We start from the raw sequence: 12,391 nt of genomic DNA, 5'->3' as shown, positions 1-12,391 counted from the left end.
TGAGTGAAAGGAACCCCCCGATGCGCGCGACCAAGGCAGTCCAGAAGATCCTGAGCATGTATGAGGGCGAAACGCCCGGCGTGAAGGGCAACCTTTGCAGCATGCTGATGGAAGGCAAGCTGGGCGGCACCGGCAAGATGATCATCCTGCCCGTCGATCAGGGGTTTGAACATGGCCCGGCCCGCAGCTTTGCGCCCAATACGGCAGGCTATGACCCGCATTACCATTACCAACTGGCCATCGACGCGGGGCTGAGCGCCTATGCAGCCCCCCTTGGCTCGCTGGAAGCGGGCGCCGACACATTCGCAGGCCAGATCCCCACGATCCTGAAGTGCAACAGCGCCAACAGTCTGATGTCGGATACGGCGGGCAAGAATCAGGCCGTGACGGCATCGGTTGATGATGCGCTGCGGCTGGGCTGCGCGGCCATCGGTTTCACAATCTATCCGGGGTCGGACATGGCGCTGGACATGTTCGAGGAAATCGTCGAGATGCGCAAAGAGGCCGCCGCCAAGGGCGTGGCCACTGTCATCTGGTCCTATCCGCGTGGCGAGGCCGTGACGAAAGACGGCGAAACCGCCATCGACGTGGCGGCTTATGCGGCGCATGTGGCGGCCCTGCTGGGCGCGCATATCATCAAGATCAAGCTTTCGACCGATCACCTGATGCTGGGCGAGGCCAAGAAGGTCTATGAAAAGGAAAAGATCGATATCGCCACGCAGGCGGCGCGGGTAAGGCATTGTGTCGAGGCGTCCTTTGCCGGCCGCCGGATCATCGTGTTCTCGGGCGGTGCGGCCAAGGGTGCCGATGCGGTCTATGACGACGCCCGCGCGATCCGCGACGGCGGCGGCAACGGGTCGATCATCGGGCGCAACAGCTTCCAGCGGTCGCGCGAGGATGCGCTGGCGATGCTGGCGAAACTGGTCGACATCTACAAGGGCAAAGCCTGATGTGGCGGGCGGCGGTTCTGGTTCTGGCGCTGGCCGCCCCCGCAGCGGGGCAAGAGGCCTATTACCCCGATCCGCCGCCCGGCTATCCGCCTGTTCTGGGCGATGTGGCAGCCACGCTGGGCCGCGACGCCGTGGCGTGGCAGACCTATGATTTTTCCATCGGTGCCTTCGACGCCTCGGCCTGGATCGACACTTATGACGGTATCACGTTTAAACTGATCGGCTACACCCCCGGCGACCCCGATGCCGAAACGGGCCGACTGCGTGTTGCAGCCACCTATGCCAGCACACCGCAGGTTGGCAGCAAGCCGACAGCCCTGATGATCGAGATTTTCGACGATGGCCTCGAAGGGCCGCGCCTTTCGTCGCAGGGCCGGGCCGCGGTGCTGGAGATTACGGCCATCGAACTGGGCAGCGGCAGTGGCTATGGCAGCATGTCCGGGCGGCTGACCGCCGAATTGTGCCCGCGCGGCGGCAAGAACGGGGCCTGCCGCAAGTTCAGCGGCACATTCGACACCGGGCTTCAGTTCAGCGGGCTGTGACAGGCGGCCTTTCGGGCCATGCAGAATGAGGGATTCACATCGCCCCGTCCCTGTGGCATGATTCGCCCGAAAGCCCCCGTGCAGCGGGGCCAGCCAGAGGCCCGCAGATGACACCCACCACTCACCGCCCCGCCATCGGGGCCAGCCTGTATTTCCTGCTGGTCTGCACCTTGGGGGCCTATTTCACCTTTGCCGCCGTGCAGGGCGATTACGGCGTGTTCCGCCAGGTGCAGATCGCCGCCGAGGCCGAGGAACTGCGGCTGGAGCGTGACCGCCTGGTGCTGGCGCTGGCCGAGATCGAGAACAAGACCAGACGGCTGTCAGATGAATATCTGGATCTTGACCTGCTGGATGAACAGGCCCGCACCGTGCTGGGCTACATCCGGGCAGATGAGATCGTGATAAGGTAAGAAAACCAAACCGGGCCAGTGCGACGTCACGGCGCTTTGCCATGCCGTCCAACTGCGCTGCGATCTGCGGATGAGAAATGCAAGCCGGGGGCTGCCTTGCGCAATGGGCATTGCGCAACGCCGCCCCGGCCAGAATTCTACACGCTGATGAACTCCCGCACGAAATCGGTCTTTGGCCGGGCGCGGATGTCGGCCGGGCGGCCCACCTGTTCGATGCGGCCCATCGACATCACCACCACCAGATCGGCCAGTTCCATCGCCTCTTCCTGGTCATGTGTCACGAAAACCGTGGTCAGCCCCGTGTTGTCGTGAATCTCGCGCAGGCCCTGCCGCAATTCCTTGCGCACGCGGGCATCCAGCGCGCCGAAGGGTTCGTCCAGAAGCAGCATGCGCGGCTCGATCGCCAGCGCGCGGGCCAGCGCCACGCGTTGGCGCTGGCCGCCCGACAACTGGCTGGGATAGCGGGTGCCGATCTGCGGCAACTGGATCAGGTCCAGCAGTTTCGTCACCCGCCGCGTGATTTCCGCATCGGCGGGTCGGCTGACCCGGGGCCGGGCGCGCAACCCATAGGCGATGTTCTCAAACACCGTCATATGCCGGAACAGCGCATAGGACTGGAACACGAAACCCGCCCGGCGTTCCTGCACCGACAGGCCCGTCGCATCCTGCCCGTCAAACAGCACCCGGCCGGAACTGGGGAATTCGAGGCCCCCCAGGATGCGCAGCAAGGTCGTCTTTCCCGACCCCGATGGGCCCAGCAGTGCCGCCAGCGCCCCCGAGGGGATGCCCAGCGTCACCGGCGTCAGCGCCGCCGTGCTGCCGAATTCTTTCGAGATTTCATCAATCTGGATGTGCATGGCAAGGCCCCTCAATGCCGGTGGTTTGCAGCCAGCTGGTCGGCATAGCGCCATTCCAGCAGGGTTTTCAGCGTCAGCGTCACCAGCGCCAGCAGCGCCAGCAGGGCGGCCATGGAAAAGGCCGCGACCGAAAGATACTCGTTATAAAGCATCTCGATGGTGATCGGCATGGTGGCGGTCTGGCCCCTGATCTTGCCCGACACCACCGCCACCGCGCCGAACTCGCCCATGGCGCGGGCATTGCACAGCAAAACGCCATACAGCAGCGCCCAGCGGATGTTGGGCAGGGTGACGGTGAAGAACACCCGCCAGCCCCCTGCCCCCAGCGTCAGCGCCGCCTCTTCCTCGGCGCGGCCCTGTTCGATCATCACCGGGATCAGCTCACGCGCCACAAAGGGAAAGGTCACGAACAGCGTGGCCAGCACGATGCCCGGCAGCGCAAAGATGATGGGATACCCGCTGGCCACCAGCCAGCCGCCGATCAGGCTGTTCGACCCGAACAGCAGCACCAGACACAGCCCCGCCACCACCGGCGAGACGGAAAACGGCAGGTCGATCAGCGTGATCAGAAACGCCTTGCCGCGAAAGTCGAACTTGGTGATCGCCCAGGCGGCGGCAATGCCGAAAGCGGCGTTCAGCGGCAACACGATGGCCGTCACCGTCAGCGTCAGCCAGATGGCCGATTCCGCATCGGGGTTGGCGAGCGACGCCAGCGCCGCCCCCGCCCCCTGTGCCAGCGCATCCACGAACACCACGATCAGCGGCGCGAACAGCAGCAGCGCCAGCACGCCCACCACCCCCAGGGTCAGCAGCACCCGCAGCCAGGGGGCCTCGTTTGTCGGCGCGCGAAAGGCGCGCCTGCGTTGCAGGTCGACCAGCGTGGCGTCAGACATAGCCAATCCTCCGGCGGCTCCAGATCTGCACGGCATTGATCGCCAGCAGCATCGAGAATGAAATGAACAGCATGGCTATGCCGATGGCGGCGGCACCGTTGTAATCGAATTCCTCCAGCCTGATGACGATCAGCAGCGGCGCGATTTCGGTCACAAGCGGGATGTTGCCCGCGATGAAGATCACCGAACCGTATTCGCCCACCGACCGCGCCAGCGCCAGCGCGAACCCGGTCAGCGCCGCTGGTGCCAGCATCGGCACCACCACCCGGCGCAGGGTGTAGGCGCGGGTCGCCCCCAGCGTGGCCGAGGCTTCCTCCACCTCTTTTTCGATCTCCTCGATCACTGGCTGCACGGTGCGGGTGACAAAGGGCAGGCCCACGAAAATCAGCGCGATCAGGATGCCGGTTTCGGTGTAGGCGATCTTCATGCCCAGTTCGCGCGCCAGCGACCCGATGGCCCCGTTTGGCGCGTAAAGCGCGGTCAGCGCGATACCCGCCACGGCCGTGGGCAGGGCAAAGGGCAGGTCAACCGCCGCGTCGATCAGCCGTCTGCCCGGAAAGCGATAGCGCACCAGCACCCAGGCCAAAAGGCAACCGAACACCAGGTTGAACAACGCCGCCAACAGCGCCACCCGGAACGACAGGAACAGCGCCGCAAAGCTGCGTTCCGTGTTGATGACGCGCCAGACCTCTAGCGGACCAAAGGCAGCGCCCTTCCACAGAAGGGCGCCAATCGGCAAGATCACGACCAGCGACAGCATGGTCAGCGTGACCCCCATGGCCAGCCCGAACCCGGGCATGGGGGATGGGTGCAGCAATGCCCTGCTCATTTCGCCACATAGATCTGGTCAAAGATCCCGCCATCGCCGAAATGTTCAGGCTGCACCTTCGCCCAGCCGCCGAAATGGCCGATGTCCACCAGTTCCAGTTCGGGAAAGCGTGCCACATCCGCAGGGTCTGCCGCAGACGCATCCCAGGCGCGATAGAAATGCCTGAAGGCCAGCGCCTGCCCTGCGGGGCTGTAGAGATAGTCGAGATAGGCGGTTGCCAGCGCACGGTCAGCATCGGTCTTGATATTGCCCTCGACCAGCGCCACCGGCGGTTCGGCCAGCACTGATACGGATGGCACCACGATGTCAAACGCATCCTCGCCCAGTTCCTTCAGCGCCAGATAGGCCTCATTTTCCCAGGCCAGCAGCACGTCACCGATGCCACGCTGCGCGAACGTGGTGGTCGATCCGCGCGCGCCGGTATCCAGCACCGGCACGTTCTTGTAGAGCGCGCCGACAAAGGCCTGTGGATCCTGCCCGTTCCTTTCCGCCCAGGCCCAGGCGGCCAGATAGTTCCACCGCGCCCCGCCCGAGGTTTTTGGGTTGGGGGTAATCACCTCCACCCCCTCGGCCACCAGATCGCCCCAGTCGGTCAGGCCCTTGGGGTTGCCCTCGCGCACCAGAAACACGATGGTCGAGGTATAGGGGCTGGAATTGTGCGGCAGGCTGGCCTGCCAGTCGGCGGGCAGCTTGCCCGCCTCGGCGATCCTGTCGATGTCGGAGGACAGCGCCAGCGTCACAACCTGCGCCTCCAGCCCGTCGATCACGGCGCGGGCCTGCGACCCTGACCCACCATGCGAGGTCTGTATGTCGGGTGCCGCATTGCCTTCGGCCACCCAATGCGCGGTAAAAGCCTCGTTGAATTCGCGGTAGAATTCGCGCGTCGGGTCATAGCTTACGTTCAGCAGCGCGTCGGCCTGCGCGCCTTGCGGCGCGGCAAGCCCTGCCAGCACCAGCGCAAGCGCCGTCACCGCACCGCGCAGCCTGCGCGCAACGGGCCAGCCGATCAGCGTGCGCTCGCCGGTGGAAATCATCACGCGGCCATCAGGCAGGTCATGCAGATGGTGGCCCTGCGCGGTTATGTGGCTGGCGATCCGGATGGTGGCAAACATGGGTGTTGTCTCCTTGGTCAAGGGGGCTGCACGGCCATTGCCACGCAGGGGGATCAGGGGCAGCAGCCCGAAAACGCTGTGGATGCTCATCGGCTCTGCACCGTGATCAGGGCTTCGATGCGGGTTTCCCAATGGGCGGGGTTGCGGCCCGCCAGCAGTTCGGCGGCGGTTTCCAGCGGCGTCCTGGTGAAAACGGTCAGCGGCACTCCTGCCAGACGGTGTGGGCGGCCGGTGCGGCGGTCGATCAGACGGACAGCGCAGGTCGCGCCCTGCTGCATCACCGGAACCGGAACGCTGCCCGCAAGGGGGGCGCCGAAGGCGTGGACAGATGGGGTCATCGGGGTCTCCTTTCGTCTGCCAGTCAGCACCGGGCCGGGTCGGCCCTGCTGACCCCTTAATAACTACAGACTTTATCGAGTTTATCAAGAAAAATAACACGCCTAAATCTGTCGTGATTATGGGATATAATTCCACCGTCATCCGCGACGCGAATTCAGGAATTTTTACATTAAATTCAGTTGTTTGCCTCAGATAGGCTCTGGCGCGCCCAAAACCTGCGCGGCCACGGGGGGCGATTTCACCAGATCGGCCAGCGTCAGCGAATCGATCAGCACCAAGTAGGACCAGAAGATTTCGGCAAAGACCCGGCGGATGCGGCAGCTTTCCTCATCCGCGCAATCCTCGCAGCGCTGGTAGGCCCGGCGTGACAGGCAGGGCAAGGGCGCAATCGGCCCGTCAATCAGGCGCAACAGTTCAGACACCGACACCGCCTCGGGCGGCTTGATCAGCACATAACCGCCTGACCGCCCCCGGACCGAGGCGATGATGCCCGCGTTGCGCACTTCCAGCAGGATGTGTTCCAGAAACCGCTTGGGCGTGCCTGACAGCCTGGCAATATCCTCGATGCGCAAAGACTGGCCCTCGCCGGCTTTTTCATCGGCCAGCACCATCAGGGCCTTCAGCGCATATTTCATCTTTTGCGTGATCATCCGCCCGAGATACTGCGCCCTGCCCCGTGAATCAACGCCGGTCGGGCACAGACCCATCGCAGCGGGCCATGCAACCCGGCTTTTCGCAACGCAACGCCCGTTTCACCGTGGCACCCGATCCTGCGTCATGCGGGGTCGCCCGCCAGCTTTGCCGCATGGCGTGCCAGATAGGCCGCCACCTCGGGCACTGTGGGGGCCAGCCCGGTAAAGGTTTCCACATAGGCGGGCATGCGGCGCACCCGTTCGGCCAGCGTCTCATCCGTGCGCATGGCGATATAGCCGACCTGGGTAAGGTAAATCGTGCGCGCCCGCGCATCCGCCTGATCCGCCGCGTAGCCGAAACGTGCGAAGACCGCCCGCAGCGCCTCCAGCCGCCGCGCATCGGTGGCCAGGAACGTGGCAGCCACCCCGGCATCGGCCAGCGCCCAGTTGCGCATGGCAAATTCCAGCCGCGCATCGAACAGTTCTGGCGTGATCCAGCAATCGAACAGGTTCAGCATCGCCTCGGTCACGCTGGCCGCCGGCGCCTCGCAGCGCGCCACCAGGTTGCGCGTGTTGGTGGCCTGCCAACGGTCCACCAGGGCGGCCAGCAGCGCCTCGCGATCCGCGAAATGCCAGTAGAAACTGGTGCGCGACAGGCCAAGCGCCTGCGCCAGCGGCATCACCCGCACCTGATCGACCCCGCCCGTGACCAGCGCCGCATAGGCGGCCTCCAGCCACAGTTCGGGCGACCCGCGCCAGCCGCGTTCCTTTGTGCCGCTCTCCATGGGGCAAGGCTAGCACAGGCCGCGGCCGGAAACCGGCAAAAATCGACACCCATGTCGATTCCTGCCCTGACGCGCCCGCAAAGGGCTGCTAGCCTTGTCCGAACCCCGTCATACAGGTGCCCCATGTCAACCGATCCGCTGCTGCAACCCTACCGGCTGAAGCACCTGACGCTGAAAAACCGGATCATGACGACCAGCCACGAACCGGCCTATCCGGTCGATGGCATGCCGAAAGACCGCTACCGCGCCTATCACGCCGAACGGGCCAAGGCGGGCGTGGCGCTGACCATGACGGCGGGGTCAGCAGCCGTGTCGCGCGACAGCCCGCCGGTGTTCAACAACATCCTGGCCTACAAGGATGAGGTGGTGCCATGGATGAAGGCCTTGACCGACGAATGCCACGCCCATGGCTGCGCCGTGATGATACAGCTGACCCATCTTGGCCGCCGCACCACATGGAACAAGGGCGACTGGCTGCCCTCCGTCGCCCCCGGCCCGTTCCGTGAACCCGCCCACCGCGCCTTTCCCAAGGTGCTGGAGGATTGGGACATAGCCCGCATCATCGAGGATTACGCCGATGCTGCCGAACGCATGCAGGCGGCGGGTCTGGATGGCATCGAATTCGAATGCTACGGGCATCTGATGGATCAGTTCTGGTCCCCCCTCACCAACACGCTGGCCGCCCCCTATGGCGGCAGTTTCGAAAACCGCTCCCGCTTCACCATTGACGTGCTGGAGGCCGTGCGCAAACGCACCGGCCCCGGTTTCCTGATCGGCATCCGCTATACCGCCGACGAGGTGGCGCAGGGCGGCATCACCGCCGAGGATGGCATCCGCATGGGCCATCTGTTCCGCGACAGCGGCATGGTGGATTTCCTGAACATCATCCGTGGCCAGATTCACACCGACCCCGCGATGACCGATGTGATCCCGATTCAGGGCATGCCATCCGCCCCGCATCTCGATTTCGCGGGCCGCATCCGGGCTGAGGTGGGCCTGCCAACCTTCCACGCCGCCCGCATCCCCGATGTGGCCACCGCCCGGCATGCCGTGGCCTCGGGCAAGCTCGACATGGTGGGCATGACCCGCGCCCATATGGCCGACCCGCACATCGTGCGGAAAATCGTCGAGGGCCGTGAGTCCGACATCCGCCCCTGCGTCGGCGCCACCTATTGCCTGGACCGGATCTATCAGGCGGGCGAGGCTTTGTGCATCCACAACGCGGCCACGGGCCGCGAACTGACCGTACCACATGCAATTCCGCCCGCAACCACCCGTAAACGCATAACAATCGTCGGTGCAGGCCCCGCCGGGCTGGAGGCCGCCCGCGTGGCCGCCGAGCGTGGGCATCAGGTGACGGTCTTTGAAGCCGCCCCCAACCCCGGCGGCCAGATCCGCCTGACCGCGCAAAGCCCCCGGCGGCGCGAGATGATCGGCATCATCGACTGGCGCATGGCGCAATGCGCGGCGCGCGACGTGACATTCCACTTCAACACCTATGCCGAAGCCGATGATATCACGGCACAATCGCCCGATGTGGTGATCATCGCCACCGGCGGCCTGCCCAACACCGACATCCTCGAATCCGGCAATGACCTGACGGTTTCGGCCTGGGACATCCTGTCAGGCGATGTGAAGCCGGGGCTCAACGTGCTGCTTTACGACGACGCGGGCGACCACGCCGCCCTGCAAGCGGCGCAACTGATTGCAGAAACCGGCGCGCATGTGGAAATCATGACCCCCGACCGCACCTTCGCGCCCGATGTGATGGGCATGAACCTTGTGCCCTACATGCGCGCACTGCAATCACTGGATACCACCTTCACCGTCACCTACCGCCTGCGGTCAGTCGCGCGCGACGGCAACCGCCTGCGCGCCACAATCGGCAGCGATTACAAGACACTGGCCAAGGAAGCTCACTACGATCAGGTCGTGGTGAACCACGGCACCCTGCCGCTGGACGAGCTTTATTTCGCGCTGAAACCGCTGTCGCGCAACCACGGCGCGGTGGATCACGCCGCGCTGATAGACGGCCGCCCACAGGCGCTGCACGGCGGACCCGGGGATGGGTTCCAACTGTTCCGCATCGGCGATGCGGTGTCGGCCCGCAACACCCATGCCGCGATCTATGACGCGCTGCGGCTGGTGAAGGATATCTGATCGGTCAAGGTCTGACCGCGGCGAAGGCCTGCAGCGCGGACACTTTGCCAAGATGAAAGCCCGGAAGGGTCAGACAAATGCCGCCCTTCTTGCATTTTCTGTCTCTAAATATCCCCGCGCGGCGCGCCTCCGCCGGGCAGGCCAAGCGACCGGCAGGCGTGATGCGCCAGCGGCCCGCGCGCACCGGCCCGTCAGGGCCGGGGTCGACCGGGCCGCCCGGTTCAGAAGTGGAACGGCTCCACCACGACCCGCCGCCCCAGGCTAAGCGCATCGGCCACATGCACCATCGGCGCCAGATCGACATCCGACCGGCCAGCGGCCACCAGTTCCGCCATCCGGTCATAAAGTGCGGGATATTCGCGGTTCGGCCCCTGCGGATGCTCCGCCCCGTCGATCAGCAGCCGCGCCCCGCCGTCACGCAGCAACAGGCTGCCGCCATCGGTTTCAACCGCGATGTCCCAGGTCTGGGGCCCCTCTTGCCGCCAGTCGAAATCCGCCGTCACCCCGCCGGAAAATGTCAGCGCCGCCGCGATCGGCGTGGCGCGGTTGGCGGGGTATTGCAGAACGGCGGCGGTCAGATGCACTGGCGCGGGCAGCACCTCGGTCAGCACCGACAGCGCGTTGATGCCGGGGTCGAACACACCCATGCCGCCGGGTTCAAACACCCAGTCCTGCCCGGGGTGCCATTTGCGCACATCCTCGCGCCAGGTGATATGGGCGCTTTGCACCACCCGCCCTGCCAGCCAGGCCTTTGCCGCCGCCACACCCGCCGCCATGCGGCTGTGCCAGGTGGCGAACAGCACCACGCCTTGCGCTGCCGCCAGCGCCTGAAGCGCATGCACCTCGGCCAGCGTCTGGCCCGGCGGCTTTTCCAGCATCAAATGCCGGCCCGCCTTCAGCGCCGCCTCGGCATAGGCAAAGCGCGGCTGCGGCGGCAGGCAGAGCGAGATCACGCGGATATCCTCGCGCGCGGCCAGCATCGCGGCAAAATCGGTGAAGGGTTCGACACCCTCCACCGTGCCCGACCGGCTGACCGTGGCCGCCAGGTGCCAGTCGGGGCTGGCGGCCAGTGCTGGCACATGCTGATCAACGGCGATCTTGCCGATACCCACCAAGGCTATCGGCTGCATCAATGCGACTCCCGCGCCACGGCATTGCCACGGCAACCCACCAGAAAGTCGAAATCGGCCCCGGTATCCGGCCCCATCACCCGTTCGTGGTAAAGCTGGGCATAGCCACCAACCGGGGGCTTGACCGCAGGCACCCAGGCCGCCAGACGGGCCGCAAGCTCCTCGTCAGATATATCCAGATGGATGCGCCGCGCGGCCACGTCCAGCTCTATCATGTCGCCCGACCGCACCACGGCCAGCGGCCCGCCGCGCGCCGCCTCGGGCGAGGTGTGCAGAACCACGGTGCCATAGGCGGTGCCCGACATGCGCGCGTCGGAAATGCGCACCATATCCACGATGCCCTTGCGCAGCACCTTGGGCGGCAGGCCCATGTTGCCCACCTCCGCCATGCCGGGATAGCCGCGCGGGCCGCAGTTTTTCAGCACCATCACGCAGGTCTCGTCGATATCCAGCGCCTCATCCTCGATGCGAGCCTTGTAATCGTCGATATCCTCGAACACCACGGCGCGGCCCCGGTGCTGCATGAGGTGGGGCGAGGCCGCCGAGGGTTTCAGCACCGCGCCGCCCGGGGCCAGATTGCCGCGCAGCACGGCGATGCCGCCCGATTGCGCCAGCGCCTTTTCAACCGGCAGGATCACGTCGTCATTCCAGTTCTGGACGTTCTTCACCTCGTCCCAGATCGGGCCACCGGACACCGTCAGCGCATCCTTGTGCAACAGGCCCGATTCCCCCAGCCGCTTGATCACGACAGGCAGGCCCCCGGCAAAGAAGAATTCCTCCATCAGGTATTTGCCCGATGGCATCAGGTTCACCACCGTGGGCACATCGCGCCCGCAACGGTCCCAGTCATCAAGCGTCAGGTCGATGCCCACGCGGCCCGCGACGGCCAGCAGGTGAATCACCGCGTTGGTGGAACCGCCGATGGCACCGTTCACCCGGATGGCATTCTCAAACGCGTTTTTCGTCATGATGTCAGAGGGTTTCAGGTCATCCTTCACCATCTGCACGATGCGCCGCCCGGTCAGATGCGCCATCATGCGGCGGCGTGAATCCACCGCCGGGATGGCCGCATTGCCCGAAAGCGTCATGCCCAACGCCTCGGCCATCGAGGCCATGGTGGATGCCGTGCCCATGGTGTTGCAGGAACCGGGCGAGCGGCTCATCGAGGCCTCGGCCTCGACAAATTCATCTGCCGTCATCTCGCCCGCCTTCACGGCTTCCGAGAATTTCCACAGATGGGTGCCCGACCCCACACGTTCGCCCCGGAAATGCCCGTTCAGCATCGGCCCGCCCGACACCATGATCGCGGGCAGATCGACCGAGGCCGCACCCATCAGCAGCGCGGGTGTAGTCTTGTCGCAGCCCGCCAGCAGCACCACGCCGTCAATGCATTTGCCGCGAATGGCCTCTTCCACATCCATGGCGCAGAGGTTGCGGAACATCATGGCGGTGGGGCGCAGAGTGGATTCCGAGGGTGAAAACACCGGGAATTCCACCGGCAGGCCGCCCGCCTCATACACGCCGAATTTCACCTTCTCCGCCAGATCGCGCAGATGGGCGTTGCAAGGCGTCAGTTCCGACCAGGTGTTGCAAATGCCGATCACCGGGCGGCCATCGAACAGGTCAGCGGGCAGGCCCTGATTTTTCATCCAGGAACGGTGATAGATCGCATCCTTGGTGGTGCCGCCGAACCATTCCTGCGAACGCAGTTTCCGGGGCCAGGGGGCGGGGGTGAAGGTCATCTTCGGGGCC

General features: G+C 65.2%; 13 protein-coding genes. 4 read left to right on the top strand and 9 right to left on the bottom strand.

Annotated elements, in window-relative coordinates:
- The first annotated feature begins 20 nt into the window (after positions 1 to 20).
- The 3 genes from GEU84_RS00265 to GEU84_RS00255 all read left to right on the top strand — a co-directional run bounded on the left by GEU84_RS00265 (position 21) and on the right by GEU84_RS00255 (position 1,902).
- Positions 21 to 950: a class I fructose-bisphosphate aldolase gene (locus GEU84_RS00265; protein ID WP_152823509.1), complete on the top strand. Its 930-nt coding sequence runs from the start codon at positions 21 to 23 to the stop codon at positions 948 to 950.
- Positions 950 to 1,492, top strand: coding sequence for a hypothetical protein (locus GEU84_RS00260; RefSeq protein ID WP_152823508.1), 543 nt, complete (start codon positions 950 to 952; stop codon positions 1,490 to 1,492). The genes GEU84_RS00265 and GEU84_RS00260 overlap by 1 nt, the downstream gene beginning before the upstream one ends.
- Before the next feature lie 107 nt (positions 1,493 to 1,599).
- Entirely contained in the window at positions 1,600 to 1,902 is a 303-nt protein-coding gene (locus tag GEU84_RS00255; protein WP_152823507.1) for an FtsB family cell division protein, read from the top strand.
- A 137-nt stretch (positions 1,903 to 2,039) separates the two neighbouring features.
- Here the strand turns inward: GEU84_RS00255 and GEU84_RS00250 are convergent, their stop codons facing one another.
- The 7 genes from GEU84_RS00250 to GEU84_RS00220 form a co-directional block, all read right to left on the bottom strand.
- Positions 2,040 to 2,759, bottom strand: coding sequence for a sulfate/molybdate ABC transporter ATP-binding protein (locus GEU84_RS00250; RefSeq protein WP_174539235.1), 720 nt, complete (start codon positions 2,757 to 2,759; stop codon positions 2,040 to 2,042).
- Positions 2,760 to 2,770: 11 nt separating this feature from the next.
- Complete coding sequence (gene cysW / locus GEU84_RS00245) at positions 2,771 to 3,652, bottom strand: sulfate ABC transporter permease subunit CysW (RefSeq protein ID WP_152823505.1); 882 nt, start codon at positions 3,650 to 3,652, stop codon at positions 2,771 to 2,773.
- Positions 3,645 to 4,481, bottom strand: a complete 837-nt coding sequence (cysT, locus tag GEU84_RS00240) for a sulfate ABC transporter permease subunit CysT (protein WP_152823504.1) — start codon at positions 4,479 to 4,481, stop codon at positions 3,645 to 3,647. Before cysT ends, cysW begins: the two co-directional genes overlap by 8 nt.
- A complete protein-coding gene (locus tag GEU84_RS00235) occupies positions 4,478 to 5,515 on the bottom strand; it encodes a sulfate ABC transporter substrate-binding protein (RefSeq protein WP_152824062.1) in 1,038 nt (345 codons plus the stop codon). The genes cysT and GEU84_RS00235 overlap by 4 nt, the downstream gene beginning before the upstream one ends.
- A gap of 164 nt (positions 5,516 to 5,679) precedes the next feature.
- The gene (locus GEU84_RS00230; protein WP_241427536.1) at positions 5,680 to 5,931 is read right to left on the bottom strand and encodes a hypothetical protein; all 252 of its coding nucleotides are present in this window, start codon (positions 5,929 to 5,931) and stop codon (positions 5,680 to 5,682) included.
- Between the two features lie 189 nt (positions 5,932 to 6,120).
- Positions 6,121 to 6,582, bottom strand: a complete 462-nt coding sequence (locus GEU84_RS00225) for an RrF2 family transcriptional regulator (RefSeq protein ID WP_152823503.1) — start codon at positions 6,580 to 6,582, stop codon at positions 6,121 to 6,123.
- Between the two features lie 125 nt (positions 6,583 to 6,707).
- Positions 6,708 to 7,349 carry a TetR/AcrR family transcriptional regulator gene (locus GEU84_RS00220; protein WP_217438492.1) on the bottom strand — a complete coding sequence of 214 codons (642 nt, stop codon included), beginning with the start codon at positions 7,347 to 7,349 and terminating at the stop codon, positions 6,708 to 6,710.
- A gap of 123 nt (positions 7,350 to 7,472) precedes the next feature.
- On the opposite strand from GEU84_RS00220, the gene GEU84_RS00215 reads away from it, so the two are divergent.
- A complete protein-coding gene (locus GEU84_RS00215; protein ID WP_152823502.1) occupies positions 7,473 to 9,509 on the top strand; it encodes an NADH:flavin oxidoreductase in 2,037 nt (678 codons plus the stop codon).
- 221 nt (positions 9,510 to 9,730) lie between these two features.
- Here the strand turns inward: GEU84_RS00215 and GEU84_RS00210 are convergent, their stop codons facing one another.
- Together GEU84_RS00210 and araD are read right to left on the bottom strand one after the other, a co-directional pair.
- Positions 9,731 to 10,639: a Gfo/Idh/MocA family protein gene (locus GEU84_RS00210; RefSeq protein ID WP_152823501.1), complete on the bottom strand. Its 909-nt coding sequence runs from the start codon at positions 10,637 to 10,639 to the stop codon at positions 9,731 to 9,733.
- A complete protein-coding gene (gene araD / locus GEU84_RS00205) occupies positions 10,639 to 12,381 on the bottom strand; it encodes an L-arabinonate dehydratase (RefSeq protein WP_152823500.1) in 1,743 nt (580 codons plus the stop codon). Before araD ends, GEU84_RS00210 begins: the two co-directional genes overlap by 1 nt.
- Between the last annotated feature and the right edge of the window lie 10 nt (positions 12,382 to 12,391).

Source organism: Fertoeibacter niger (genome assembly GCF_009380135.2).
Classification (GTDB): domain Bacteria; phylum Pseudomonadota; class Alphaproteobacteria; order Rhodobacterales; family Rhodobacteraceae; genus Fertoeibacter; species Fertoeibacter niger.
The sequence above is the reverse complement of the archived record's forward strand: the minus strand, read 5'-3'. Positions and strand labels throughout refer to the sequence as shown.

What these genes read in the sequence shown, in the direction of transcription:
- GEU84_RS00265 (WP_152823509.1), top strand. Translation starts at nt 21, where the DNA reads ATGCGCGCGACCAAGGCAGTCCAGAAGATCCTGAGCATGTATGAGGGC.
- GEU84_RS00260 (WP_152823508.1), top strand. Translation starts at nt 950, where the DNA reads ATGTGGCGGGCGGCGGTTCTGGTTCTGGCGCTGGCCGCCCCCGCAGCG.
- GEU84_RS00255 (WP_152823507.1), top strand. Translation starts at nt 1,600, where the DNA reads ATGACACCCACCACTCACCGCCCCGCCATCGGGGCCAGCCTGTATTTC.
- GEU84_RS00250 (WP_174539235.1), bottom strand. Translation starts at nt 2,759, where the DNA reads ATGCACATCCAGATTGATGAAATCTCGAAAGAATTCGGCAGCACGGCG.
- cysW (WP_152823505.1), bottom strand. Translation starts at nt 3,652, where the DNA reads ATGTCTGACGCCACGCTGGTCGACCTGCAACGCAGGCGCGCCTTTCGC.
- cysT (WP_152823504.1), bottom strand. Translation starts at nt 4,481, where the DNA reads ATGAGCAGGGCATTGCTGCACCCATCCCCCATGCCCGGGTTCGGGCTG.
- GEU84_RS00235 (WP_152824062.1), bottom strand. Translation starts at nt 5,515, where the DNA reads ATGATTTCCACCGGCGAGCGCACGCTGATCGGCTGGCCCGTTGCGCGC.
- GEU84_RS00230 (WP_241427536.1), bottom strand. Translation starts at nt 5,931, where the DNA reads ATGACCCCATCTGTCCACGCCTTCGGCGCCCCCCTTGCGGGCAGCGTT.
- GEU84_RS00225 (WP_152823503.1), bottom strand. Translation starts at nt 6,582, where the DNA reads ATGATCACGCAAAAGATGAAATATGCGCTGAAGGCCCTGATGGTGCTG.
- GEU84_RS00220 (WP_217438492.1), bottom strand. Translation starts at nt 7,349, where the DNA reads ATGGAGAGCGGCACAAAGGAACGCGGCTGGCGCGGGTCGCCCGAACTG.
- GEU84_RS00215 (WP_152823502.1), top strand. Translation starts at nt 7,473, where the DNA reads ATGTCAACCGATCCGCTGCTGCAACCCTACCGGCTGAAGCACCTGACG.
- GEU84_RS00210 (WP_152823501.1), bottom strand. Translation starts at nt 10,639, where the DNA reads ATGCAGCCGATAGCCTTGGTGGGTATCGGCAAGATCGCCGTTGATCAG.
- araD (WP_152823500.1), bottom strand. Translation starts at nt 12,381, where the DNA reads ATGACCTTCACCCCCGCCCCCTGGCCCCGGAAACTGCGTTCGCAGGAA.